This window comes from Variovorax sp. GW821-FHT09D07, from assembly GCF_059416345.1.
Genome location: NZ_JBWKOY010000010.1, coordinates 198930 through 223986 on the forward strand (window position 1 = coordinate 198930; position 25057 = coordinate 223986).

At 70.1% G+C, this 25057-nt stretch carries 15 protein-coding genes and 1 pseudogene; 11 read left to right on the forward strand and 5 right to left on the reverse strand.

Going from position 1 to position 25057, the window contains the following annotated elements:
* Positions 1 to 42 precede the first annotated feature (42 nt).
* The 4 genes from AC07OX_RS27790 to AC07OX_RS27805 form a co-directional block, all read right to left on the reverse strand.
* The gene (locus tag AC07OX_RS27790) at positions 43 to 390 is read right to left on the reverse strand and encodes a zinc ribbon domain-containing protein YjdM (RefSeq protein ID WP_095743821.1); all 348 of its coding nucleotides are present in this window, start codon (positions 388 to 390) and stop codon (positions 43 to 45) included.
* A gap of 89 nt (positions 391 to 479) precedes the next feature.
* Positions 480 to 1073 (reverse strand): hypothetical protein, encoded by a 594-nt coding sequence (locus tag AC07OX_RS27795; RefSeq protein WP_495262585.1) that lies wholly within the window; start codon positions 1071 to 1073, stop codon positions 480 to 482.
* Positions 1074 to 1122: 49 nt separating this feature from the next.
* Positions 1123 to 2844 (reverse strand): single-stranded-DNA-specific exonuclease RecJ, encoded by a 1722-nt coding sequence (recJ, locus tag AC07OX_RS27800; RefSeq protein ID WP_495262584.1) that lies wholly within the window; start codon positions 2842 to 2844, stop codon positions 1123 to 1125.
* Positions 2841 to 3818: a hypothetical protein gene (locus AC07OX_RS27805; protein ID WP_495262583.1), complete on the reverse strand. Its 978-nt coding sequence runs from the start codon at positions 3816 to 3818 to the stop codon at positions 2841 to 2843. Before AC07OX_RS27805 ends, recJ begins: the two co-directional genes overlap by 4 nt.
* Before the next feature lie 123 nt (positions 3819 to 3941).
* Here AC07OX_RS27805 and AC07OX_RS27810 point away from each other — a divergent pair, with 123 nt between their 5' ends.
* The 8 genes from AC07OX_RS27810 (at position 3942) to AC07OX_RS27845 (ending at position 21421) form a co-directional block, all read left to right on the forward strand.
* Entirely contained in the window at positions 3942 to 5198 is a 1257-nt protein-coding gene (locus AC07OX_RS27810) for a lipoprotein-releasing ABC transporter permease subunit (protein WP_062473701.1), read from the forward strand.
* Positions 5191 to 5868, forward strand: a complete 678-nt coding sequence (lolD, locus tag AC07OX_RS27815; RefSeq protein ID WP_095950949.1) for a lipoprotein-releasing ABC transporter ATP-binding protein LolD — start codon at positions 5191 to 5193, stop codon at positions 5866 to 5868. Before AC07OX_RS27810 ends, lolD begins: the two co-directional genes overlap by 8 nt.
* Before the next feature lie 433 nt (positions 5869 to 6301).
* Positions 6302 to 6862, forward strand: coding sequence for a hypothetical protein (locus AC07OX_RS27820; protein ID WP_495262582.1), 561 nt, complete (start codon positions 6302 to 6304; stop codon positions 6860 to 6862).
* A gap of 7 nt (positions 6863 to 6869) precedes the next feature.
* A complete protein-coding gene (locus AC07OX_RS27825) occupies positions 6870 to 7388 on the forward strand; it encodes an RNA polymerase sigma factor (protein WP_390346298.1) in 519 nt (172 codons plus the stop codon).
* Positions 7389 to 7487: 99 nt separating this feature from the next.
* On the forward strand, positions 7488 to 8507 hold the full coding sequence (locus AC07OX_RS27830) for a FecR family protein (protein WP_495262581.1): 1020 nt from the start codon (positions 7488 to 7490) through the stop codon (positions 8505 to 8507).
* A gap of 100 nt (positions 8508 to 8607) precedes the next feature.
* Positions 8608 to 20040: a filamentous hemagglutinin family protein gene (locus tag AC07OX_RS27835; RefSeq protein ID WP_495262580.1), complete on the forward strand. Its 11433-nt coding sequence runs from the start codon at positions 8608 to 8610 to the stop codon at positions 20038 to 20040.
* Between the two features lie 20 nt (positions 20041 to 20060).
* Positions 20061 to 20693, forward strand: a complete 633-nt coding sequence (locus AC07OX_RS27840) for a sigma-70 family RNA polymerase sigma factor (RefSeq protein WP_495262579.1) — start codon at positions 20061 to 20063, stop codon at positions 20691 to 20693.
* 107 nt (positions 20694 to 20800) lie between these two features.
* Complete coding sequence (locus tag AC07OX_RS27845) at positions 20801 to 21421, forward strand: ATP-dependent Clp protease proteolytic subunit (protein ID WP_489058886.1); 621 nt, start codon at positions 20801 to 20803, stop codon at positions 21419 to 21421.
* On the opposite strand, the gene AC07OX_RS27850 is transcribed toward AC07OX_RS27845, so the two are convergent.
* On the reverse strand, positions 21422 to 21811 hold the full coding sequence (locus tag AC07OX_RS27850; RefSeq protein WP_062473709.1) for a RidA family protein: 390 nt from the start codon (positions 21809 to 21811) through the stop codon (positions 21422 to 21424). It abuts the gene before it with no gap.
* 193 nt (positions 21812 to 22004) lie between these two features.
* On the opposite strand from AC07OX_RS27850, the gene AC07OX_RS27855 reads away from it, so the two are divergent.
* The 3 genes and pseudogenes from AC07OX_RS27855 to AC07OX_RS27865 all read left to right on the forward strand — a co-directional run.
* Entirely contained in the window at positions 22005 to 23579 is a 1575-nt protein-coding gene (locus tag AC07OX_RS27855; protein WP_139701145.1) for an ABC transporter substrate-binding protein, read from the forward strand.
* A gap of 91 nt (positions 23580 to 23670) precedes the next feature.
* Positions 23671 to 24867, forward strand: a complete 1197-nt coding sequence (locus tag AC07OX_RS27860) for a lactonase family protein (protein ID WP_495262578.1) — start codon at positions 23671 to 23673, stop codon at positions 24865 to 24867.
* A pseudogene (locus AC07OX_RS27865) lies at positions 24864 to 25057 on the forward strand (ABC transporter permease); the annotation flags it as partial. The gene AC07OX_RS27860 and the pseudogene AC07OX_RS27865, both read left to right, overlap by 4 nt.

Genomic DNA, 25057 nt, shown 5'->3' on the forward strand with positions numbered 1-25057 from the left:
GAGCGGACAGCGAGACGCTGCGCCGCATGAGTCAGGCCGGTCTCACGCCTTGCGCACGAATTCCGACTTCAGCTTCATCGCGCCAATGCCGTCGATCTTGCAATCGATGTCGTGATCGCCGTCGATCAGGCGGATGTTCTTCGCCTTGGTGCCGACCTTCACGACCAGCGACGAGCCCTTGACCTTGAGGTCCTTGATGACGGTGACGGTGTCGCCGTCGTTCAGGACGTTGCCGACCGAATCCTTGATGACCCGCCCCTCATCGGCCGCGCTTTCGGCGGCAGCGCCCGAGGCGGACCATTCGTGAGCGCATTCGGGGCAGACAAGGTTGAGGCCGTCTTCGTAGGTGAATTCCGAATGGCATTGGGGGCAAGGGGGCAGGGTGCTCACGGCGGTAGGTAGGGTCCGTATCGGTTGAAGGACGTGGATACTAGCCTGCCCTCATGGACGCGGGTCCTGTTCCTGTTGGCCGCAGCGGCTCAATCCAAGGTGTCGAAGAGCCGGAAGATCCACGACAGCTGGTAAGCCAGCGTGCCCGCGACGAAGGCCGTGTGAAAGCGCGGGTTGGCGGAGCGGGCCGCCGCGATGCACAGGGCCACGAGGATGGGCGTGCGGATGAGGTACTCCATCGCAAAGCGGGCGAAGTGCGCCTCGCCTTTGATCAGCGTGTCGACCACGTCGAGCAGGTAGGTCGCGGCCAGCAAGCCGAAGAACCACGCGCGGCGGGCGTAGAAGTAGTCGCGGTAGCTCGCGTAGTCCTGCATGCTGTCGGGAAAGAGCAGCGCGCACAGCAGGAACAGCAGGATCGCGTAGCTGACGATGAAGGCGTAGGTGCCGAAGGTCCAGCTGTCGATCTGGTACAGGCCGAATTCCCACCACCAGAAATGCACCAGCGCCAGCAGCACCGAGGCGACCCAGGCCAGGTGCACGGCATAGAGCCGGTACTGCGTGGGGTGCTGCACGATGCGTGCGACGCCCGACAGCAACCGGGTCACGCCCAGGCCGATGACCATGCCCATCACGACACGGATGTGCGGAAAGATGTCGTGGGCCGAGATGGCTTCTTGCTGCATGCGAGAGTGCCCGGTCGAATGGATGGGCCTCCAGTCTAGGCCGCCCGCGTCAAACCTCCGCGCCTTCGACCAGAAAGCGCAGCCGGCGCACCCCTTGCCACTCGTCCGCGTCGAGCCTGAAGGCCAGCTTCACGCGCGGCGGCAGCGGCTCGGTGTGGCTGAACCAGATCGCATCGATCGGCTGGCCCTGGTGCTTGAGCTTGAGCGCCAGGTGCTTCTCGCCCACCAGCCGCTGCGACACCACCTCGACCTCTTCGCTGAAGGTGGGCGGCGCGAAGCCCTGGCCCCAGACCTCGCGGTGCAGCGTGTCGACCAGGTCGATGCGCATGTACTCGCGCGCGATCGGCCCGTCGGTCTCGATCTGGCGCGTCAGCGCGGCCTCGGCCAGCCATTCGCCGGCCACCTGGGCCAGTGCGCGCTCGAAGACAGGAAAGTGCTCGCGCGCCACGGTGCAGCCTGCGGCCATCGCGTGGCCGCCGAAGCGCAGCAGCACGCCGGGGTGGCGCTTGGCCACAAGGTCGAGCGCGTCGCGCAGGTGAAAGCCCGGAATCGATCGGCCCGAGCCCTTCAGCTCCTGCTCCTTGCCCGGCGCCGCGCTGGCCGCGAACACGAAGGTCGGGCGATGGAAGCGGTCCTTGATGCGCGAGGCCACGATGCCCACCACGCCCTCGTGGAAGTCCGCACCGAACACGCTGATGGCCGGCGGCGGCGCCTCCACGCCTTCGCCGTCGGCCGCGAACAGCGACTCGGCCAGCAGCAGCGCCTGGTCGCGCATGCCGCCCTCGATGTCGCGTCGCTCGCGGTTGATGCCGTCGAGCATGCGCGCGAGTTCGTCGGCGCGGCTCGCGTCGTCGGTCAGCAGGCATTCGATGCCCAGCGTCATGTCGGCCAGCCGGCCGGCCGCGTTGATGCGCGGGCCGAGGGCAAAGCCGAAATCGAAGGTGGTCGCGGCCGAGGCGGTGCGCCCCGCGGCCTTGAACAGCGCTGCCACGCCGGCGGGCATTGCGCCCGCCCGGATGCGGCGCAGGCCCTGCGCCACGAGGCGGCGGTTGTTGGCGTCGAGCTTCACCACGTCGGCCACGGTGCCCAGCGCCACCAGCGGCAGCAGCGCATCGAGCTTGGGCTGCGTGGCGGTGTCGAACACGCCGCGCGTGCGCAGTTCGGAGCGCAGCGCGAGCAGCACGTAGAACATCACGCCGACGCCGGCGATGCTCTTGCTTTCGAATTCGCAGCCGGGCTGGTTCGGGTTCACCATCACGTCGGCCAGGGGCAGTTCGGGGCCGGGCAGGTGGTGGTCGGTCACCAGCACCTGCAGGCCGCGCGCCTTGGCGGCGGCCACGCCCTCGACGCTGGCGATGCCGTTGTCGACGGTGATCAGCATGTCGGCGCCGGCCGCAGCCACGCGCTCGGCGATGGGCGGCGTCAGGCCGTAGCCGTCCACCACGCGGTCGGGCACGAGGTAGCTCACGTGCTTGCCGCCCAGCAGGCGCAGGCCGCGCACGCCGACCGCGCAGGCAGTGGCGCCGTCGCAGTCGTAGTCGGCCACGATGCACAGGCGCTTGTCCTGTGCGATGGCGTCGGCCAGCAGCACGGCGGCTTCGCGCGTGCCGCGCAGCGTGTCGGGCGGCAGCAGGCGCGCGAGCCCGTCGTCGAGCTCGTCCTTGCCGCGCACGCCGCGCGCGGCAAAGAGGCGCGCCAGCAGCGGGTGCACGCCGGCCTGTTCCAGCGCCCAGACGGTGCGCGGCGGGATGTCCCGGGCAATGATCTTCATAGGGACTCCAGCACCTGGGTGGCGCGGTTGCGGTCGAACAGGCCCTTGGCCCAGCGGGCGAGGCCGCGCGGTTGCACGGTGAAAAGCTGCGCGCCGCGGTCGCCGCACAGCGAGAGCGCCACGTCGGCGCCGCGCGTGAGGTCGGCGAGCAGGCCGGCGACGGCGCCAGCGTCCAGCGCCTGCCAGGCGGCAGCCCAGGCCAGGCCGTCGTCGCGCAGCGCGGCGTCGCGCAGCGCGAGCTCGACGACCGGCGTGCGCGAAAGGGGTGGCGAGGGCAGGCCGGCGTCCTTCAGGACGCCGGTGCCGCTGAGCCAGAACGAATTGATCGGCGGCACGCCGCGCGCGGTGCGCTCGTCGTTCACGCGCTGCGTGTACAGCAGCATCTGCATCTCGTTCTGCAGCCGGCGCAGCGGCCGCGAGGCATCGCCCAGCGGCGACCACTGCGAAATGGGGTACCCCACCGCGCGGTCGATGGAGGCCGTGGCCAGCCCGTCGAAGATGGGTGCACGGGCGAGCCAGCGGCCCGGCGTGTCGGAGGGATACAGCGCAATGCCGTCTTCCTCGAAGAACGGCTGTGCCACGGCCAGCAGGGCCATCGATTCGGCGGCGTCGATCTCGATGCCGCCCGGATCGCCCAGCGCCACGTCGTCGATGCCGACCTGCCAGTTGCACAGCGTCACCAGGCCCCAGGCTTCGTGGTCGCCGGGCGCGGCCAGGCCGGTCTTGCGGGCTTCGAACGCGGCCCAGGGAATGCAGCCGTCGTCGGCGGGAGGCAGGCCGAGCGCGCGGGCCAGGGCGCGTTCGTGCGGCGGGGAGCGGGTGCTGTCGTCCTGCGTGTCGGTGTCGGCGAGCGTCAGGCGCAGCAGCAGGGTTTCGAGGTTCGGCAGCCGCAGGGTCGCGAGCGCCGCGCGGCAAGCCGGGGAACCGCGGCCGGCAAAGGGAATCAACAGATGACGTGGGAGAGGTTCGGCCATTTCCCTATTGTCCGGGATGCCACAATTCCACCGTATGACCTACCCCCTCGCTCCTCACCCCGAGTATTTGCCGCCCCCCGCGGGTGCGCCCATGCCCCTTGAGGCCACGGGGCGAGGCCGCTGATGCGATTCCCCTACGAACTGCAGCTCGGCTGGCGCTACACGCGCGCAGGCCGTGCCACGCGACGCAACGGCTTCATCTCCTTCATCTCCGGCGTGTCGATGCTCGGCATCGCCCTGGGCGTGGCGGCGCTGATCATCGTGCTCAGCGTGATGAACGGCTTCCAGAAGGAAGTGCGCGACCGCATGCTCAGCGTGGTGTCGCACATCGAGATCTTCTCGCGCGACGGCCAGGCCTTGCAGGACATCGACGCCATCATGGCCGACGCCCGCAAGAACCCCGAGGTGATCGGCGCGGCGCCGTTCATCAACACGCAGGCGCTGATCGCGCGCGGCGAAGACATGAAGGGCGCCATCGTGCGCGGCATCGACCCCGCGCTCGAGCCCGAGGTCACCGACACCGGCGGCATCGCCAAGGGCGGCACCTTCGACAAGCTGGTGCCGGGCGAGTTCGGCATCGTGCTGGGCATCGAGCTGGCACGCTCGATGTTCGTGCAGCCCGGCGACCAGGTCACGCTGGTGGCGCCGGGCGGACAGGTCACGCCGGCCGGCGTGGTGCCGCGCCTGAAGCAGTTCACCGTGGTCGGCGTGTTCGACTCGGGCCACTACGAGTACGACTCGGCGCTGGCGATGGTGCACGAGAAAGACGCCGCCAAGGTGTTCCGCCTCGAAGGCCCGACCGGCATCCGCCTCAAGCTGAAAGACCTGCACGAGGCGCGCGAGGTGGCCGACCAGCTCGCCGTCACGCTGCCGGGCCAGTTCCTCATCCGCGACTGGACGCGCCAGAACAAGACCTGGTTCGCGGCCGTGCAGGTCGAGAAACGCATGATGTTCATCATCCTCACGCTGATCGTCGCCGTGGCGGCCTTCAACCTCGTCTCGACGCTGGTGATGACCGTGACCGACAAGCGCGCCGACATCGCCATCCTGCGCACGCTGGGCAGCTCGCCGCGCAGCATCATGGCCATCTTCGTGGTGCAGGGCGCCATGGTGGGCGTGATCGGCACCGTGGGCGGCCTGCTGCTGGGCCTGGGCATTGCCTACAACATCGACGTGATCGTGCCCTTCCTGGAGCAGCTCTTCCACGCCAGCTTCCTGCCCAAGGACATCTACCTGATCAGCAAGATGCCGAGCGACCCGCAGCAAAGCGACATCATGCCGATCGCGATCATTTCCCTCATCCTGGCCTTCCTGGCCACGCTGTATCCGAGCTGGCGCGCCAGCCGCGTCAATCCTGCCGAGGCCCTGCGCTATGAGTGATGTCGTCCTGAAGGCCCGCGGCCTCACCAAGCGTTTTCACGAAGGCCGCATCGACCTCACCGTGCTGCACGGTGTCGACCTCGACGTGCACGCCGGCGAAACGCTGGCCATCGTCGGCGCGTCCGGCTCCGGCAAGAGCACGCTGCTGCACCTGATGGGCGGGCTCGACGCACCCACCGCGGGCAAGGTCGAGCTGCTGGGCAAGGACATCGCGCATGCCGACCCCGCCGAGCAGGGCCGGCTGCGCAACCATCACCTGGGCTTTGTCTACCAGTTCCATCACCTGCTGCCCGAGTTCAGCGCGCTCGACAACGTCGCGATGCCGCTGAAGATCCGCCGCGTCGAGGCCGGCGAAGCGGCGCAGGCCGCGGCCAAGATCCTCGCCAGCGTGGGCCTGGGCGAGCGCCTGCACCACCGGCCGGCCGAGCTGTCGGGCGGCGAGCGCCAGCGCGTGGCCATTGCGCGCGCGCTGGTCACGCAGCCGGCCTGCGTGCTGGCCGACGAGCCCACCGGCAACCTCGACCGCAGCACCGCCGATGCCGTGTTCGCGCTGATGCTCGACCTCGCGCACCGGCACCGCACGGCCTTCGTGATGGTCACGCACGACCAGGACCTGGCCAAGCGCTGCGACCGCGTGCTGCAGCTGGTGGCGGGGCGGCTGGCGGGCTGAGCGCCGGTCGGCCGCTCGAGGGGCGTCCTCGGGCTTCCTGCGGCACACGGGATGCGCGCCACGCGCCGGGGCGCAGGAGGGTCTGACGTTGCAACGAGACCGTCACACGCCGGTGACAGCATGCAAGTTTCCCGACTGGCGTGCGCTCCTTGCCGACTCGACTTTTCTCCCTGCCATGGCTTTCGCATCCTCACGGCGGGCGTGACGATGCGCGCGGCATCGTTGCGCCGCGGGGGTGAGCGAGGTGCACCCTGGGTTCGCGGGCGCTACAGGCCGCAGCGTCGCACTCTGCGCACTCGCGCTGTCGTGGCTGGCCGGCACGGCCTGGGCGAGCGACGGACCTGGATCACCGCTGCGTGAGGGCGAGGCCCCGGCCGGCGCGGTTCCAGGCGCGGGTGACGCCGCACTGGCGTTCGACATTCCCTCGCTTCCCTTGGCCGATGCGCTCAAGCGCTATGCCGCCGTCACGCGGCAGCCTGCACTCTTTCGCAGCGAAATCCTGGCCGGGCTGACGTCCTCCGCGGTGCGCGGGCTTTACGCCCCCGACGCCGCGCTTGAACTGTTGCTGGAGGGCACGGGCCTGGTGGCCGAAAAGGTCCGCACGGGTTCGGCCGTCACGCTCGCGCTGAGGCCGGCGCAGGCCCGGGTGGAGGCCCCGCGCGCGGCCAGCCTTGGAAGCCTGGCGGGCTACCCCAGCCTGCTGCAGGCGCGGGTCTGGGAAGCGTTGTGCGGCAATGTGCGCACGCGGCCGGGAACGTACCGGTCCTTGCTGCGCTTCGAGGTGGACGAGGCGGGCCAGCTTCGCCGGCCGCGCCTGCTCGGCCTGACCGGCGACGCGGCCCGCGACGCCGAGATGCTGGAGGTTCTGCGGGGCGTGCGCCTCGCGCATGCGCCGCCGCCGGACCTGCCGCAGCCTTTGACGCTGCTCATCCTGCCCACCGATGCGCGCGGCGGAACGCGCTGCCGCGAGGCGGCCGGCCGCTCGCCGTCCTGACCTGTCCATGGCCGAAGACGTTCGCCCCGTGCTCATGGACTACCTGTCCAGGCACTACGACGCCCTCAAGCGCCAGCTGGGCCGCGCGTTGCGCAATGCCGACCTGGCCGAGGACGCGCTGCACGACACCTGGCTGCGCGTGAACGACCAGGGCGGAAGCGAAGCAGGGCCGATCCAGCGGCCGGGCGGCTATCTCGTGCGCATGGCGTTCAACATTGCGCTGGACATCCAGCGTCGCCAGAGCCGCAACCTGCCTTTCGAAGAAATCGATGCGCTGATGGAACTGGCCGACACGGCGCCGGGACCCGCGCGGATCGCCGAGGCGCGCTCGCAGCTGGACGCTGTGATCAAGCTGCTGGACCGCATGCCGGCGCGGCGGCGCGAGGTCGTCGTGCTCGTGCACATGGAAGGACTGACGCAGCCCGAAGTGGCCCGGCGCCTGGGCATTTCCCTGCGCACCGTCGAATACGAACTCAAGCATGCGCACGATTACCTGAGTGCCCGGATGGCCCATGACAAAAAATAGTTGCGGGATCGGCGCGGCCCGTTCGTCGTACGGAGTGAAGAATCGAATCACCCTGGCGCTCGCAACGGGCCGAGGCCCAGAAGAAGGGTCGCGGCCGTGATGCACGACCCCCTGACGGCACCGGTCGACGATCCCGCCCTCGCGGTCGACACGACGCGGCACGAGGCCTGGGAGTGGCTGCGGCTGCTTCATTCGGGTGCCGTCAAGCCGCAGGACGCCCAGCGCTTCAAGCACTGGCTGGCGCGCAGCCCGGCGCACGCGGCGGTCTTCAAGGAGGCCAGGGCGCAATGGGCCGTGCTCGGCCAGGCCTCTGCCGGCGTGCTTCGCACCAATGCCGATGCGGCGGCGTTTCATGCGCGCCACCAGCCCCGGCCGGTGCTCGCGCGCCGCGCCTTCCTCGGTGCGGCAGCTGGCGCGGCGGCCATGGCCGGTGTCGCGGGCGTGGCGGTGTTCCATCCGCCCGCGGGCTTGTGGCCCGCGCCGGCGGGATCGGGTGCCGACTACCGCACCGCCACCGGCGAGCAGCTGGAGGTGGGCCTGACCGAGCGGGTGCAGGTCACCCTGAACACCCAGACCCGCATCCGGCGCCGCACGGTGGACGGCCGGACGACCGGCGTCGACCTGCTCGAGGGCGAGGCCGCGTTCGATCTGTCGTCGGCCAGTGGCGCGCGGCCCTTCGGCGTCGTGGCCGGGGCCGGCCGCAGCCTGGCCGAGTCGGGGCGTTTCGAGGTCCGCTACCTGGACGCCAAGGTGTGCGTGACCTGCATCGAAGGCGCGGTGCGCGTGGAGCATCCCGCGGGCGCGCGTGAGCTGCGCGCGCGCCAGCAGACGGTGTACGACGGCACGTCGGTGAGCAGCGTGGCGCTGGTCGGCGCCGCCAACCTGTCGGCCTGGCGCAAGGGCGAGCTGGTGTTCACGCAGGCCCGGTTGTCCGACGTGCTCGACGAGATCAACCGCTACCGGCGCGGCCGCGTGGTGCTGATGAACACGGCCGCGCGCAGCCGCCTGGTCACCGGGAGCTTCTACATCGCATCGCTCGACCTGGCGCTGGTGCAGCTGCAGCATGCCTTCGATCTCGACGCCCGTTCATTGCCGGGCGGGTTGACCGTTCTCAGCTGAATCGGGCGGCCGTGGTGCGCGGCCTGAAAAATAAGTTGCGGGGTCGTGGGGCGCCCGTTCGTCGTAGTGCATCGACTCAACTTTCCGGCGGAAACGACTCATGAGCACACGCGGGCCCCTCACACCGATCCACGCAACGAAGGCGCACAACCGGCGGCAGGCGCGGCGCTTTCGCATGGCACCGATCGCGCGCGCCATTGCCATGACGCTGGCGGCCAACGGCGCACTGGTGCTGGATGCCCAGGCCCAGCAGGCCTTCAGCGGCGCCTGGTTCGCCAACAAGAGCGCGGTGCAGAACACTGCCTCGGCGACGGGCCGCCTGCCCAACGGCATGCCGGCATCGATGCTGACCAACCCGCTGGAGCAGCGCAAGGCCGGCGAACAGTTGCAGCGCTCCATGGGCAACCTGAACATGGCGGCGCGTTCCATTGCCGCGCAACAGGCGGCGCAGGCGGCCGCACGCGAGGCCGCATCGAACGGCGGCTCGGACATCCCCGACGGCCTGGCCGACGGCGGGCTCAAGGTCGATACCCACAGCCTCACCGCGGGCTGGCTCAATGCCAGGGCGCCGGTGCAGACCGCCGCGGGCGGCCGCACCGTGGTCGGCATCGAGCAGACCGACGACAAGGCGATCCTGAACTGGGAGAGCTTCAACGTCGGGAAGCACACCACGGTGCAGTTCGACCAGAAGGGCGGCGCCAAGCCCGACGGCACCAACGCATGGATCGCGCTGAACCGCATCAACGATCCGAGCGGCCGCCCCAGCCGGATCGCCGGGCAGATCAAGGCCGACGGCTCGGTGTACCTGGTCAACCGCAACGGCATCGTCTTCACCGGCTCCAGCCAGGTGGACACGCGCTCGCTGGTCGCGTCCAGCCTTGCGCTGTCGGACAAGCAGTTCAAGCTGGGCATCAACAACCCGCAGGTGCTCACCAACCAGGGCAACGATTTCCCGATTCCCCAGTTCGGCGAGTTCACCTCCGAGCGGCCCCTGATCTACGGCGACGCGGGTTTCAAGCCCGGCGTCGGCGGCGCGCCCGACAAGATGGGCGACGTGGACCGCTTCGTTCCCGGCGCGGCGCCCGGTGAAGTGCGTGTCGACGCAGGCGCGCAGCTGGCGGCGAACAGCGGCGGCAAGGTCATGCTGTTCGCGCCCAAGGTGCGCAACGCGGGCCGCATCTCGGCGCCCGACGGCCAGGTCATCCTCGCGGCCGGCGAGAACATCTACCTGAAGACGCCATCGACGCAGGACCCGAACGCGCCCCGCGGCCTCGACGTGGCCGCTTCGGCAGTGCCCGGTTGGGCTTTCACCGGCGGGCAGGTGTGGGGCGCGCTCAAGCTCTCGCCGGTCTATGCCGACGCCAACTTCGTCGCCGGCCTGCGCGACGTCGTCATGCCCGAGATGGCGGCGCGCGCCAAGGCGGTCGGCTACGAGGTGGTCAACACCGGCACCGTGCAGGCCGACCGCGGCAACATCACCCTGCAGGCGCAGGACGTGCGGCAGTCGGGCGTGCTCAGCGCAACCACCGCGTTGAACAACCGCAACGGCTCCATCCTGCTGCGCGCCTGGGGCCTGGGCTCGCACATGTACGCCGATGGCGTGAACGACCTGATCAACTGGTCGGCCGGCACGCTCACACTGGGCGAAGGCAGCATTTCGCAGGTATTGCCCGACGCCTCGGACACGAGCGAGATCGAGGCATCGGCGCTTGCCACGCGCTACCAGCCGGGCCGCGTGAGCCTTTACGGGCAACTGATCGACATCCGCTCGAAGGCCGGCGTGCTGGTGCCGGCGGGAACCATCAAGCTCGAATCGGCCGTCAATCCGATGTTCACGCTGTTCCCGTATTTCAAGCCCGGCAGCCTGCGCGACGCGAGCCGCATCTACGTGGACAACGATGCCTTCCTCAGCGTGGCCGGCCTGCAGGGCATGCAGGTGGCCATGTCGCGTAACTTCATCGAGGCCGAACTGCGCATCAACGAACTGCGCGACTCACCCATGCAGCTCGACGCGTGGGTGCGTGGCAAGAAGGTGATCGTCGACCGGCGCGTGAGCGGCGTGTTCAAGGACGGCCCGATGGCGGGCGTGCAATGGGTGCTGGGCCCTGACGGCGCCACCTACATTCCCGGTGCCTGGGTGGGCACGCCGCTGGGCGACGTGAGCGGCTGGGTGGGCGTGGGCAAGACCGACCTGGGCGAGCTTTCGGCCAACGCGGGCAGCATCGAGATGCGCTCGGGCGGCTCGGTGATCACGCGCACGGGATCCATGCTGGACGTGTCCGGCGGCTCGGTGCGCTACACCGACGGCATGAACACCGCGACCAAGCTCATGGGCGCCGACGGCCGCGTGCACACCATGGACCGGGCCATGTCCGACACCGACTACACCGGCATCGCGGGCGAGTTCACCAACCAGCATGCGCGCTGGGGCGTGAAGACCACCTGGCGCACGCCGCTCATCGGCGCCGACTACAAGGAAGCCGGCTACACCGAAGGGCGCAAGGCCGGCGCCGTGCAGATCTACGCGGGCGACACCATGGTGCTCGAGGGCGACATGCTGGGCGGCGTGGTGGTGGGCGAGCGCCAGTCGAAGAACCCGGGCGGCAACAAGGGCGGCCGGCTGCAGCTGGGCGAGAACTCGCCGGATGGCCGGCCGTGGTCGCCGGGCACCATCATCGTCAGCCACGACCCGAAGCGGCTCGCGCAGGACTTCGATGCGAACACGAAGCTCGGCGACGACTTCTATGTGCAGCTGAAGCCGGGCGAGCAGAAGTCGCGCAAGCTCACCTTCCTGTCGGACGACATGCTCAGCAATTCGGGCATGGGCACCATCGTGCTGAACCACATCAACGGCGACTTCGAGCTTGCGAGCGGCGCGGCGCTGAACCTCTCGCCGGGCGCGTCGCTCTCGGTGGCCGGCACCGAAGGCTCGACCAACGACATCCGCATCAACGGACTGATCCGCGTGCCGGGCGGGCAGATCGGGCTTTCGTCGGCCTACGGAAAAGTGGAGCTCGGCGAGCAGGGCCGGCTGGACGCCAGCGGCCAGTGGATCAACACCTGGCGCGACGGCGCACTGCGCGGCGCCTGGGCGCTGGACGGCGGCGTGATCACGGTGATTGCCGGGAAGATCGTGGCCCACAAGGATGCCGTGCTCGACGTGTCGGGCGGTGGCCGCGCGGACCCCGGCAAGCAGGGCCTGCCGACGCTGCGCGTGGGCAATGCGGGGTCCATTTCGCTGGCCGGCGTGACGCCCGACCTCGACCTGGACGCACTGAACATGCGCGCCCATGCAGCGGGCTCGGCAGGCAGCCTGTCGATCCAGACCGCCTCGGCGGTGCAGATCGGTGGCGTGCCGCCCGTTTCGCCGCCGGACGAAGCCGGGGCGCCCTCAGCCTCTTCGGTGGTGATGCTGCCGCCCACGCTCTTCGGCGAGCGCGGATTCGGCAACGTCACGGTCTCGGTGCGCGGCGAAGGCAAGGGCATCGTGGTGCCCGAAGGCGTGGTGGTGTCGCAGCAGGCCACGAGCATCGACATGAACAACTTCGCCTGGCGCGACCTGCCGAGCGGCCGCAACCTGGCCGAGGCAGCGCCCCTGGGCGTGCTGCGGCCCGACGAGCGCGCGGCGCGAAGCCCCGCGGCGCTGTCGCTCGGCACCGAGAACGGCCCGGTCCGCATTGCGCGGGGCGCCAGCGTGCGCACCGACACCGGCGGCAGCCTGTCGCTGAACGCCGGTGGCGAACAGGGCGTGCTGACGGTCGGCGGGCGCCTTGACGCACCGGCGGGCCGCATTGGGCTGAGCGGCGGCACGGTCGTCCTCGAAGCCGGCGCTGAATTGCTGGCGCGCGGCGTGCCGCTGATCCGCATCGACAGCAGCAGCGGCCGCCGCGTGGGCGAGGTGCGCGACGGCGGCACGGTGAGCATCCTGGCGGACGACATGCGGCTGGAGAAAGATGCGCTCATCGACGTGTCGGGCGCCACCGGCACGATCGACGGCGTGCCCGATGCCGGCCCCTCGGGCACGCGCGTGCACCGGCCCGCACCGGAGATCCGGCTGGACAGCAACGGCGGCCTGATCGAAATCACGGGCAAGGGCCTGATCGAAAGCACGATGGTGGGCAAGGCGGGCGGGCCCGACGGCATCGGCGGGCGCATCCGCCTGAACATGACCGCGACATCGGGCCCGACAGGCTCGCCGCTGGAGCAACTGCAACGCGTGCTGCAGGACCCGGACTGCGTGGGCCTGGCGGTGGACGGCGTGTGCAGCGACTGGCGGCAGGGCGTGGACTACGACTGGGCGCCCGGCCTGCGCAGCTACGGCTACGAGATCGACGGGCCGATGATCCTGTCGTCGGCGCTGCTCGCGAAGCTGGCGGACGTGAAGGAGCTGGTGGTGTCCGACCGGCTGGGCCTGCCCGGCGCGAACGGCGCGCTCGATGCGGCGCAGTTCGGCCTGACGCCGCAGGCGCTGGACCTGTTCCGCGACGCGCTCTTTTCGAGCGACCTGCTGCGCGACCTGCTGAACAAGCCCGGCCAGGTGTCCACGCTGACGGTGCGTCCGCAGGCCTTCAAGGACGGCGGCTTTGCCGACCTCTCGCTGGTGAATGCGACGCAGGGGGCGATTCGCCTGGACAACGCGGACCTCGCTCTGGGCCGCTCGATCTGGCTGCAGGGGCCGATCGTCGGGCACGCGGGCTCGTCGTCGTCGCTGCGCGCGCCACGCATCGTGCTGTCGGCCGTGCCCGGCGCCTCGCCTGAAGCGCCGGCATCGTCGGCCGCATCGGCAGGGGCGGGGCAGCTCACCGTGGCCGGCTCGCTGATCGACATCTCGGCATCGGAAGACCCGACCCAGTTCCAGGCCGGCGCCGTGCGCATCGGCGGCTTCGGCCGCACGGTGCTCGAAGCCGGAGAGATCCGCATGGGCGGCGCGCTGCCTTCGCCGATCAACGAAGAAACCCGGCTGCAGGTCAACCTGGACGTGGACGGGCAGCTGGTGCTGAACGCCGGCCAGGTGTACCCGACCACCGCGATGACCGGCGTGATCCGCGCCGGCGATTCCATCACCGTCGAGCGCCTGGGCGATGCCGGCAGCGCGCCGCTGTCGGCCGGCGGCAGCCTGCGCCTGGAAGCACCGGTGATCGCGCAGAACGGTGTGCTGCGCGCGCCATTCGGCCAGATCGAGCTGAACGCCGGCGAGCGCCTGTCGCTGGGCGCGGGCAGCCTCACCTCGGTGTCGGGCGCCGGAATGACCGTGCCCTTTGGCACGCTGTCCAACAACGAGCACTGGCACGACCCGTCGAAGGCGGTCGATCCCACCAATCCGTCGACTGGCTCGCTGGTCGCGCCGCCTGAAAAACGCATCACCATGAAGTCGCCCGACGTGGCGCTGGCGCGTGGCGCGGTGGTGGACATCGCGGGCGGCGGCGACCTGCATGCCTCCGAATTCGTGCCGGGCCCGGGCGGCTCGCACGACATGCTGAACATGCCGGGCATGTACGCGATCCTGCCGGGGCAGGGCGGTGCGGCGCCCGCTGGCGGTGCCGCGGCGGGCCAGCGTGTCTGGCTCGCCGGCGGCCCCGGTCTGGCGGCCGGCTGGTACACGCTGCTGCCCGCGCGCTATGCGCTGCTGCCCGGTGCCTTCGCGGTGCAGGCAACGGGCAAGGCCTGGGGCGGCGCACTCGCGCCCGCCACCCGCGCACCGGACGGCAGCCTCGTCATGCAGGGCAAGGCCGGCAATGCCTATGGCGGCAACCAGGACGCGCAGGCGTCGGCCTGGCGCGTGATGTCCGGCGCCGTGCTGCGGCGCTACTCCGAATACAACGAGGCCACGGCCAACGACTTCTTCTCGTCCGAGGCCTTCAAGCTCACGCAGTACCGCCTCACGGGCCAGAACGTCGTCACGCCGCGCCTGCCGCGCGACGGCGGTGCGGTGGTGTTCGACGCCGGCCGCCGGCTGGTGCTGGACGGCACGCTGCGCTCGGCACCCGACGAGGGCGGGCGCGGCGGGCTGGTCGACATTGCCGGCAAGAAGATCGCCATCGTCGGCAGCGGGAAGGACAGCGCCAGCCTGCAGGCCGACGGCTACCTCGTCATCGATGCGGCGAGCCTGTCGAACTTCGGCGCGGGCAGCCTGCTGGTGGGCGGCAAGCGCAAGGGCAACGCGCTCGGCCTGGAACTGGACGTGACCGCGACCGACATCGTGGTGCGCAACAACGAGGGCTCCGAGCTGTCCGGCCCCGAGATCATCCTGGCGGCCAGCGACAAGGTGGCCATCGAAGGCGGAAGCCGCGTCAGCGCGAAGGGCGCGGGCGGGCGCGGCGCGGGCAACCTGGTCATGAAGCCGCGGGTGGCGGCGGTCTACGCCGACCCGGACGGGCAACTGGACGACAACTTCGACGGCGTGATCGACGCCAAGGACGCGGTGGACGACGTGCTCGTCTCGGCGGCCAGGGACTGGGGCGCGCTGGTGCGCGTGGCCACCGGCGATGCGGTCAAGGTCATCCGCCAGGGCGTGGACACCTCGCGCGGCGGGCTGGTTTCCATCGGTGCGGGCGCCATCGTCAACGGCGACGCGGCCTTGCTGATCGACGCCACGCGCACGACGGAGCTGGCGGCTTCGGCGCAGATTGCGGGCACCGACCTGTCGGTGGCGGCCGGCCGCATCGGCTTCGGCGGCGGCACCGAAGGCATGGTGCTGGACAGTGGCGCGCTCGCGCAGCTGGGCCGTTCGACGCGCCTGACGCTGCGCAGCTACACCGACTTCGACTTCTACAGCTCGCTCGACCTGGGCGCGGCGGGCCTGAAATCGCTGACCTTCGACGGCGGCGCATTCGTCGGCCGCGGCGCGGGCGACGTGACGATCAAGGGCGACAGCATCGCGCTCGTCAACAGCGGCGGTGGCGGCACCGGCGTGCCTGCCGCCGGCGGTGCCGGCGGCTTCACGCTGGACGCGGCCACGCTGGTGCTGGGCGCGGGCCAGAAGACGTTCTCGGGCTTCGGCGCGGTGACGCTGGCGGGCCGCAACGCGATCGTCGGCGAGGGGGCGGGCGGCATCGACACGGGCGCATCGCCGCTCACGCTGAACACGCCGCTGCTGACCGGCCGCGGCGGTGCGGCGCAGTCGATTGCCACGGGCGGCGCCTTGCAGGTCGTCGCTTCGGCGCAAGGCGAGGCCGCGTCGTTCGACCCGCAGGAAAGCCTGGGCCTGCGCCTGGCCCTCAGCGGGCGCAGCATTGCCTTCGACGGCCGGGCGGTGGCGCGGGGCGGCAGCATCGACATGACGGCGACCGGCGGCAGCCTGGTCGTGGCGCGCGGCGCCACCATCGACGTGAGCGGCTCCGCCAAGCAGTTCTTCGACGTGGCCGAATACGCGGACGCGGGCCGCATCGGCCTGTCGGCGGTGGGCGGCGACGTGCGGCTGGAGGCCGGCAGCCGGCTCGACCTGGCCGCCCACCCGAGGGGCGGCGACGCCGGCACGTTGAGCCTTGCGGCATCGCAGGGCGGCACGGTGGTGCTCGACGGCCTGATCGCGGCGCAGGCGGGAGGCAATGGCGGCAAGGCCGGCAGCTTCGCGCTCGACATCGAGGCGCTGCCCGATTTCGCCGGCGTGAGCCAGCGGCTGAACGACGCCGGCTTCAACCGCTCGCGCCAGTTCCGCATCCGCCAGGGCAACGTGGCACTGGGCGGCTTCACGCAGGTGGAAGACTTCGGCCTCACGGCGGACCGGGGCAGCATCGACATCTCGGGCACGGTGGATGCGCGCTCGGCCTACGGTGGTGCCATTCGCATCACCGCCGGCAACGGCGTGGCAATGCAGGCCGGCGCGCAACTGCTCGCCGGTGCCACCGGCAGCCTGGGCAACGGCCGCGTCACGCTCGAAGCGGCGGGCGGGCAGCTCAACCTGCAAGGTGGCCTGATCGACGTGGCCGGCAACGAAGGCGGCAAGGTGCGCCTGCGCGCGCGGCAGAACGCCACGCACGACGACGTCGCGGTCGGCGCGCTGAACGTTGCGGTGAACGGCGCACGCTCGGCGGTGCTCGAAGGCGTGAGCGTCTACGACGTGAAGGACTACGACGGCGCCACGGTCGATTCGGTCAAGCCCGACGCCATTGCCGATGCCGCGCGTTTTCGTGCCGCATCGGGCGGGGTGGCGGCACGGCTGGGCACCGGTCTGGCCGTGATGCCCGGCATCGAGGTCCGCAGCGCGGGCGACCTCGCGTTGAACAGCGACTGGAACCTTTTCAGCGATTTTTCCGGCGCGCGCGAAGGCACGCTGACCTTGCGCGCGGGCGGCAACCTCGCCATCAACGGCCACCTGAGCGATGGCTTCGACGCGGCCGACCGCAGCGGCCGGCTGCAGGCGGGCCCGTCGTGGAACCTGCGGCTGGTGGCCGGCGGCGAGCTGGCCTCGGCCGATGCGATGGCGCTCAAGCCGCTCGCGGCACAGGCCGCGGGCAAGGGGTCGATCACCGTGGGCACGGCCAACACCGCCGTGCCCACCGACACCGACCCGAAGCCGGACAACGGCGCGGGCAAGCTCGTGCGCACCGGCACCGGCGACCTCGAAGTGCGCGCGGGCCGCGACCTCACGCTGGCGCACAAGGAATCGGTGATCTACACCGCCGGGCGCAAGGACACGACGGTGTGGAGCGACTTCTCCACCGCCAACCCGAACGCCAGCTACGGCGTGGAAGGCGGCAACCTCGCCATCGGCGCGCAGGGCAGCATCGAGGCCGCGCCGTCGGGCCAGCACTTCAGCGAATGGCTCAACCGGCAGGGCACGCTCAATGAAAAGCGCTTCTTCGGCGAATACACCAACGGCGAAAACGGCTGGAACCCCGACGGCGTCTACGGCCCCGTCATTCACGCGCCCGAGCAGTCGAGCTGGTGGATCGACTACGGGCGCTTCCAGCAGGGCGTGGGCGCGCTGGGCGGCGGCAACGTCAGCGTGGACGCCGGCGGCGACCTGCGCAACCTGCTGGTCGCCTTGCCGACCCACATGCGCATGCGCGGCGGCCGCTCCGCCAGCGAGGCCATGGCCATGGAAATGCGCAACGGCGGCGCCATGTCGGTGCAGGCCGGCGGCGCGATCCGCGGCGGCCAGTACTACGTGGCGCGCGGCGCGGGCGACATCCGCGCCGGCGAAACGGCGGTCGGCCACACGGTGACGATAACCCGCGACGACAGCGGCGGCGGCTTGACGAAGAGCAGCTACACCGTGGCGCCGATCCTCGCGCTGGGCGACGCCACGCTGAGCCTGCGCACGGCCGGTGACCTGCGCCTGCAGACGGTGGTCGATCCGCTGCTGGTGACCTACGGCGAGGGCCTGCGAGGCGACGGCCAGGTGCTGAACTACGGCGCCTACATGAGCGGCTACACCGACCGCAGCGCGCTCCGGCTGGTGTCGACCGGCGGCAACATCACCTTCGTGAACCGGACCGAGTTCATCTTCCGCGACCTGCTGCTGCGCTGGGTCGAGAAGGACACGCTGGTGGGCTTCGGCGGCAACCGGTATCCGGCGCGCTTCTCGGTGGCCGCGCTGAACGGCGGCATTGCCATCGACGGACCGCTGTACGTGCTGCCGGGCACCACCAACGACGTGCGAGTGGTCGCGAAGAACGACATCCGCTTCGACGCGCCGCTCGTCATGGCCTACGCCACGCCCGCGATGATGCCCACGGGCTACATGCCGGGCGGCGCGGGCTCGCCATTCAGCCAGATGAACATGGAGGACATGCTCGACAACCTGATCGAGCGGGCACTGGCCTCGCCGGTCAACAACTCGTACCTGCGCAGCGTGAACAACCCCGAGGTGCTGCCGTTGGCCAACGACTTCGAGCCCAGCCGCATCTATGCATCGCAGGGCTCCATCGTGGGGCTCGACGTGAAGGCCAACGAGCAGACCTGGGTGCGCGCGGGCACCGACATCCGCGGCCTGCGGCTGGCGGGGCGCAACCTGCGTGGTTCCGACGTCACGCTGCTGGAGGCGGGCAACGACATCCTGGCGATGAAGAGCACGGCGCGCCTGGACCCGAACAACGATCTCTCGGTGGGCCTGACCGGCAACATCGAGATCCAGGGCCCCGGCACGCTGGTGCTGGCCGCCGGCCGCGACCTGTACGCCGACAACCTGCAGGTGCAGACGCTGGGCAACCAGCGCTACGACAGGAACAACCGCGCGCTGCCCGAGACGCAGGTCAAGGGCCTGCCGGAACACGGCGCCGCCATCACCGCCATGGCCGGGCTGAACCACGCGGTGGGCTACGACGCGTTCACGGCCGCCTACCTCGATCCGTCGAAGGTCGCGTCCATGCCCGACTACCTGAAGACCCGGGGCGCGGACGGCAGCGTGCTGCCCATCTACCTGGTGGACCAGGTCGAAACGCGCGCAGGCGGGCAGGAAAAAACCGTGCGCCGCGGCCTCGTCTCGTTCATGTCGGACATGACCGGCGAAAAGCTGGAGCCGCTCGAAGCCTGGGCGCGCTTCCAGAAATTGCCCCAGCTTGCGCAGCAGCAGTTCCTGCGGCAGGTGTACCTGCTCGAACTGCGCGAAGCCGGGCGCGACCAGAACGAGCCGGGCACCGGCGGCCTGCCGCGCAACGGCGGCTACAACCGCGGCTACACGGCCATCGAGACGCTGTTCCCGGGCGACACATGGAAGGGCGACGTGGCGGCCAACAAGCTGATGCTGCGCACCATGGCCGGCGGCGACATCGACGTGCTCACGCCCGGCGGCGGCCTGCAGGTGGCGGCGCTGGGCGCCGCAGTGCCGGCCGGCTACGGTCTGGTGACGCTGGCGTCGGGGCACATCGGCATTGCGGCCAGGAACGACGTCACCGTGAACCAGTCGCGCATCCTGTCGTTCGTGCCCGAGGTCACGAAGCAGGGCAGCGACCAGATCATCTGGTCCACCGTCGGCGACATCGACGCCGGGCGCGGCGCCAAGACCTTGCGCGTGCCATCGGCGCCCGAGGTGTCCACCGACCTGGACGGCGTGACGGTGATCCGCGAGAAGTCGGACATGAGCGGCAGCGGCATCGGCACCGTGGGCGACGGTGACGTCGACCTGGTCGCGCCGCGCGGCACCGTGAACGCCGGCGATGCGGGCTTGCGCGTGGCGGGCAACCTGAACATCGCGGCGCTGCAGGTGCTCAACGCGGACAACATCCAGGTCAAGGGCGAGACCAAGGGCTTGCCGGTGATCGCGTCGGTGAACATCGGCGCGCTCACCAATGCGAGCGCTGCCGCTGCGCAGGCGACGGCCGCCGCGCAGGACGCGGTGCAGCGCGAGCGCGCGGCCGCGCGGCAGGCGCTGGCGTCGGTCTTCACGGTGCGCGTGCTCGGCTTCGGCAACGAGCCCGCACCAGAGGGGCGCGACGCGCCGGCGCCGCGGTCGGGATTGCAATCCGGGGCGCAGGTCGACTACGACCCGCAGAACCCCGTGCAGGTGGTGGGCATGGGCCGCAAGATCGAGCCCAGGCACTGGGCCGCCCTGAGCAACGACGAGCGTCGTCGCCTGCAGCAGGACCGCTAGGCGGGCAGGAGCGGCATGTCATGGCACCCAGTGTCCTTTGCGAACAGGAAGCACCGGCGCGCGACGAGGCGGCCGATGCGCTGCGGGACGAAGCGCAGCGTCGCCTGGCGCTGCAGGTTTTTCTCTGCGCCAACTACGAAGGGTTGCGGCGCAAGCTGACCCGCCATCTCGGGTGCGCCGAGATGGCCAGCGAATGCCTGCACGACGCCTGGCTGCGGCTGGGTCACCTGCGGGTGGGCGCACCCGTGGAGAACCCCAGCGCCTACGTCTATCGCGTGGCCTGCAACCTGGCCATGGACCGGTTGCGCAGCGAGGGGGCATGGCGCTATGTGGACGACCCGCACACCGCCGTCGAGTCGGCCATCGACCACGCGCTCGGGCCCGAGGACATGGCCGAGGTGCGCGCCGAAGTCGGTTCGGTCGACCGCGCGATGCAGGGCCTGCCGCGGCGTCACCGGGCGGTGCTCGAGGCCTTGCGCATCGAGGAGAAGACACGCCAGGAGGTGGCCTCCCATTACGGGCTGTCGCTGCGCAACGTGGATACCGTCCTGCGCCAGGCGCTGGACCACTGCGGTGCGATGACGGGGCGCCCGGTGCTGGCCGGCGTCGGCACATCCCGAAGGGCCGTGGTGTCGCCCCGGATGGCCGCCTGAGCGGCACGTGGCACCGCGGCACCACGGTGCTGCTTGCCACGGCAGGCGCAATGTCACGAAACTGTGGGCTTGTTCGTCAAGACAGTTCAACCACAGGAGCTTTCTTCATGCAGCCCATGTTTTCAACACTGGAAACCGACGACGACACGCCGCCCGCGGCCACGGCCGAGCCGCGCAATTCCTACCTCGAGGAAAAGGCGTTCAAGTCGCGCACGCTGCTGATCTTCGGCAGCATCACCGACAGCGTGGCCGCCGACGTCACGCGCCGGCTCATCGCACTCGATGCCGACAGCGGCGAGAAACCCATCGACATCCTCGTGAGCTCGCCCGGCGGGCACCTGGAGTCGGGCGACGCGATCCACGACGTGGTGCGTTTCATCAGCGCGCCGGTGCACATGATCGGCACCGGCTGGGTGGGCAGCGCCGCCACGCACCTGTTTTTGGCGGCGCCGCGCGAGCGGCGCGTGTGCCTGCCCAACACGCGCTTCCTGATCCACCAGCCCAGCGGCGGCGCGGGCGGGCAGGCGACCGACATCGCGATCCAGGCGCAGGAGATCATCAAGGCGCGCCAGCGCATCGCGCACGAGATCGCGCGCGAAACCGGCAAGCCCATCGATGTGGTGCTGGCCGACATCGAGCGCGACCGCTGGCTGTCGGCCACGGAGGCCGTCGAGTACGGACTGGTCTCGCGCATCATTCAGCGCAAGACCGAGTTGCGACCGGCCTGATCAGGCCTTGGGCTTGTAGGCGACGACGTCGATCTCGACCTTCGCATCGACCATGAGGCGCGCCTCGGTGGTCGAGCGCGCCGGCTTGTTTTCACCGAAGTAGCTCATGTAGACGCGGTTGAAGGCACCAAAGTCGCGCGCGTCGTGCAGCCAGACGGTGCTCTTGCACACGTCGTCGAGCGTGGCGCCGGCCAGCGCGAGCACGGTCTTCAGGTTCTCCATCACCTGGCGCGTCTGCACCTCGATGCCGCCGGCCACGATCTCGCCCTGCGCGTTGGCGGGCACCTGGCCCGACACGTAGACGAAATCGCCCGCGCGCACGGCGGGGGAGAAGGGGCGGGCCTGGCGGTCGGAAGCGATGGGCGGGGCGCCGAGGTATTCGAGGGGCATGGGAACTCCTGGGAGTGAGAGGGGTTGAGTGGGGCGGGTGAGGGCCGCAGTATCCGTCTGATTTGAAAGACTTTTTCAGAATAACCCCTCAACAAGGGTTAACACGGATGATTTGGCATGAAGTCTGCTTCAGAGTTCGGCCTAGAAAGAAAATTTCTTTCATAAATCAGTCCGCCCCATGAAGGAGTTCTCCATGTCTCACGCCGGTCTTGTCCAGCGCCTGCCCCGCCTGTCGAAGCGCAGCCTGCTGGGAGCTTCCCTGCTCGCGATGCTGTGTGCCGCACTGCCTCACCCCAGCGCCCACGCGCAGGGCCCGCGCAACTTCGCCACGCTGGCGATGGTGGCCGAGCCGCAGACGCTCGACCCGATGGCCTCCACGGCCGACCTGGTCGGAACCATCATGCAGCACGTGTACGAGACGCTGTACACCTTCGACGCCAAGTGGAACGTGGTGCCGATGCTGGCCGAGACGATGCCCAAGATCTCCGCAGACGGCAAGACCTACGCCATCACGCTGCGCAAGGGCGTGGCGCTGCACAACGGGCGCGATCTCACCGCCGACGACGTGGTGGCCAGCCTGCAGCGCTGGATGGACCAGTCGCCGCGCGGCAAGGCCGTGGGCAAGGAAATCGAGAGCCTGAAGGCCAAGGGCCCCCTGGGCGTGGAGATCGTGCTGAAGGCGCCGTATGCGCCGCTGCTGTCGCAGCTCGCGCTGCCCAGCGGCATGGCGGCCATCATGGCCAAGGATTCCATCGCTTCGCCGCTGAAAGACTTCGTCGGCACCGGCCCCTACAAGTTCAAGGAGCGCCGCCCCGACCAGTTCGTGCTGCTCACGCGCTTCGACAAGTACGCCGCGCGCAAGGAGCCCGCGAGCGGCTACGGCGGCAAGCGCGAAGCCGCCATTGAAGAGCTGCGTTTCGTGCCCGTGCCCAACGCGAGCACCCGCGTCGAGGGCGCGCTGGCCGGCCAGTACGACTTTGCCGACCTGCTGCCGGTGGAAGCGCTGCCGCGCCTGGAGAAGGCCGGCGGCAAGACGCTGCCGATCATGACGCCGTCGTTCGGCTTCCCCTACCTCGTGCTCAACACCAAGGAAGGCGTGGCCGCCAACCCGGCGGTGCGCCAGGCCGTGCAGACCGCGCTGGGCCAAGGCGAGATGCTCGCGGCCGGCTTCGGCGACACGCGCTTCTTCGTGGCCGAGGCCAACCACTTCCCCAAGGGCTCGCCGTTCTACTCGGCGGCGGGCGCCGACCACTACAACCAGCGCAACGCCACCAAGGCGAAAGACGCCGCGGCCAAGGCCGGCTACAAGGGCGAGCCGATCCGCGTGCTCACCAGCCGCCAATACGACTTCCACTACAACATGTCGCTCCTGATGGCCGAGCAGCTCAAGCGCGCCGGTTTCAAGGTCGACCTCAACGTGGTCGACTGGGCCACGCTGGTGCAACGCCGCAACGACCCGAAGCTGTGGGACATCTACGTGACCCACTCGGGCCAGTTCCCCGAGCCCATGCTCTCGCCGCCGCAACTGGGCGACGGCGCGCCCGGCTGGTGGGATTCGCCCGCCAAGAAGGCCGCACTGAGCGCCTTCAACACCGAGAGCGACCCGGCCAAGCGCGGCGCGCTGTGGGGCAAGGTGCAGCAGGTGGTGTACGACGAAGTGCCCTACATCAACGTCGGCAAGTTCAACGGCCTCTCGGCCAAGAGCCCGGCGCTGGACAACTACCAGCCCGCGACCTGGCCGTTCTTCTGGAACGCGAAGATCAAGTAAGGCCGCAAGCACCGCCATGCCGTCGCGTCGTCAACTTCTGCAAGTCAGCGCACTGGCCTCAGGCCTGGGCGCCCTCGGGCTCAAACCATCCATGGCCACTCCCGCTCAAGCCACCACTTCGGGCCCCGTGTACGCCTACGTCGGCACCTACAGCGACGGCGGCAAGCCGTGGCGCGGCGGGCGCGGCCTGGGCGTGCACCAGTTCGTGGTGGACGGCGCGACCGGCGTGCTCAAGCCCATCCCCGGTGCACCCCCGGCCGTGGCCAGCGCGGGCAGCGATGCCAAGCTGCGCAACCCTGCTTCGCTCGCGCGGCACCCGACGCTGCCGATGCTGTACGCCGCCAACGAATTCGAAGCCGGCTCTGTCTCGGCCTTTCGCATCGGCGCGAACGGCGCGCTGTCGTTCGTGGCCGAGATGCCCTGCGGCGGCAAGGACCCGGCGCACCTGAGCGTGCACCCCGACGGCCGTTTCGTGTTCACCGCCAACTACGCCAGCGGCGATGTCAGCGTGATCGCGCTGCGCACCGATGGCAGCTTCGACACTGACCGCGCCGCCGTCGTCTACAAGGACGTCGCGGCCTGCGGCGCCGCCACGCCCTGCAAGCCCGGCGCCGACGTGGTGCCGCTGGCCGCGCGTTCGCACGAAGGCTTTGCCACCAGCGACCACGACGGCCCGCACGCCCACATGGTGCAGGCCGACCCGGCCGGCAACTTCGTGCTCGTGGCCGACCTGGGGCTCGATCGCGTCATCTCGTACCGCTTCGACCGCGCCACCGGCGTGCTGAGCCAGCCGAGCACGGTGGCCGTGTCCGAGAGCTCGGGCGCGCGCCACTTCGCCTTCCATCCGAACGGCAAGTGGGTCTACCTCGTCAATGAAGAGGCCTCGACCATCGCCTTCCTGCGCTACGACGGCGCCACCGGCGTGCTCACGCTGGTGAGCGAAACCTCGGCGCTGCCGACCGGCTTCAAGGGCACCAGCTACGCCTCGGGCATCCGCATGCTGCCGGGCGGCACGCACTTCGTGTCGCTCAACCGGCTGCACGATTCGATCTCGGTCTTCAAGGTCGATGCGCGCACCGGCGCACCCACGCTCGTGCGCGAAGAGTGGACGCGCGGCAACTACCCGCGCAGCTGCACGCTCGAGCCGAGCGGGCGCTTTCTCTACGTGTGCCACAACAAGCAGGGCGACAACGTGACCATCTTCCGCGTGAAGAAGAACGGCGACGTGCAGTTCACCGGCCAGTACGTGGCCGTCGGCAGCGCCGCCGCCATCGAGTTCTCGTCATGATCAAGAGCGCATCGCTTCGCTACATCGCCTCGCGCGCGGGCGGCATGCTCATCGTGCTGGCCCTGGTGGCCGTATTGGTCTTCGTGCTCACGCGCGCCGCCTCGGGCGACCCGATCTCCGTGCTGCTGGGCGACCAGGCCACCGCCGCCGACATCGCCCGCGTGCAGAAGGACTACGGCCTGGATAAACC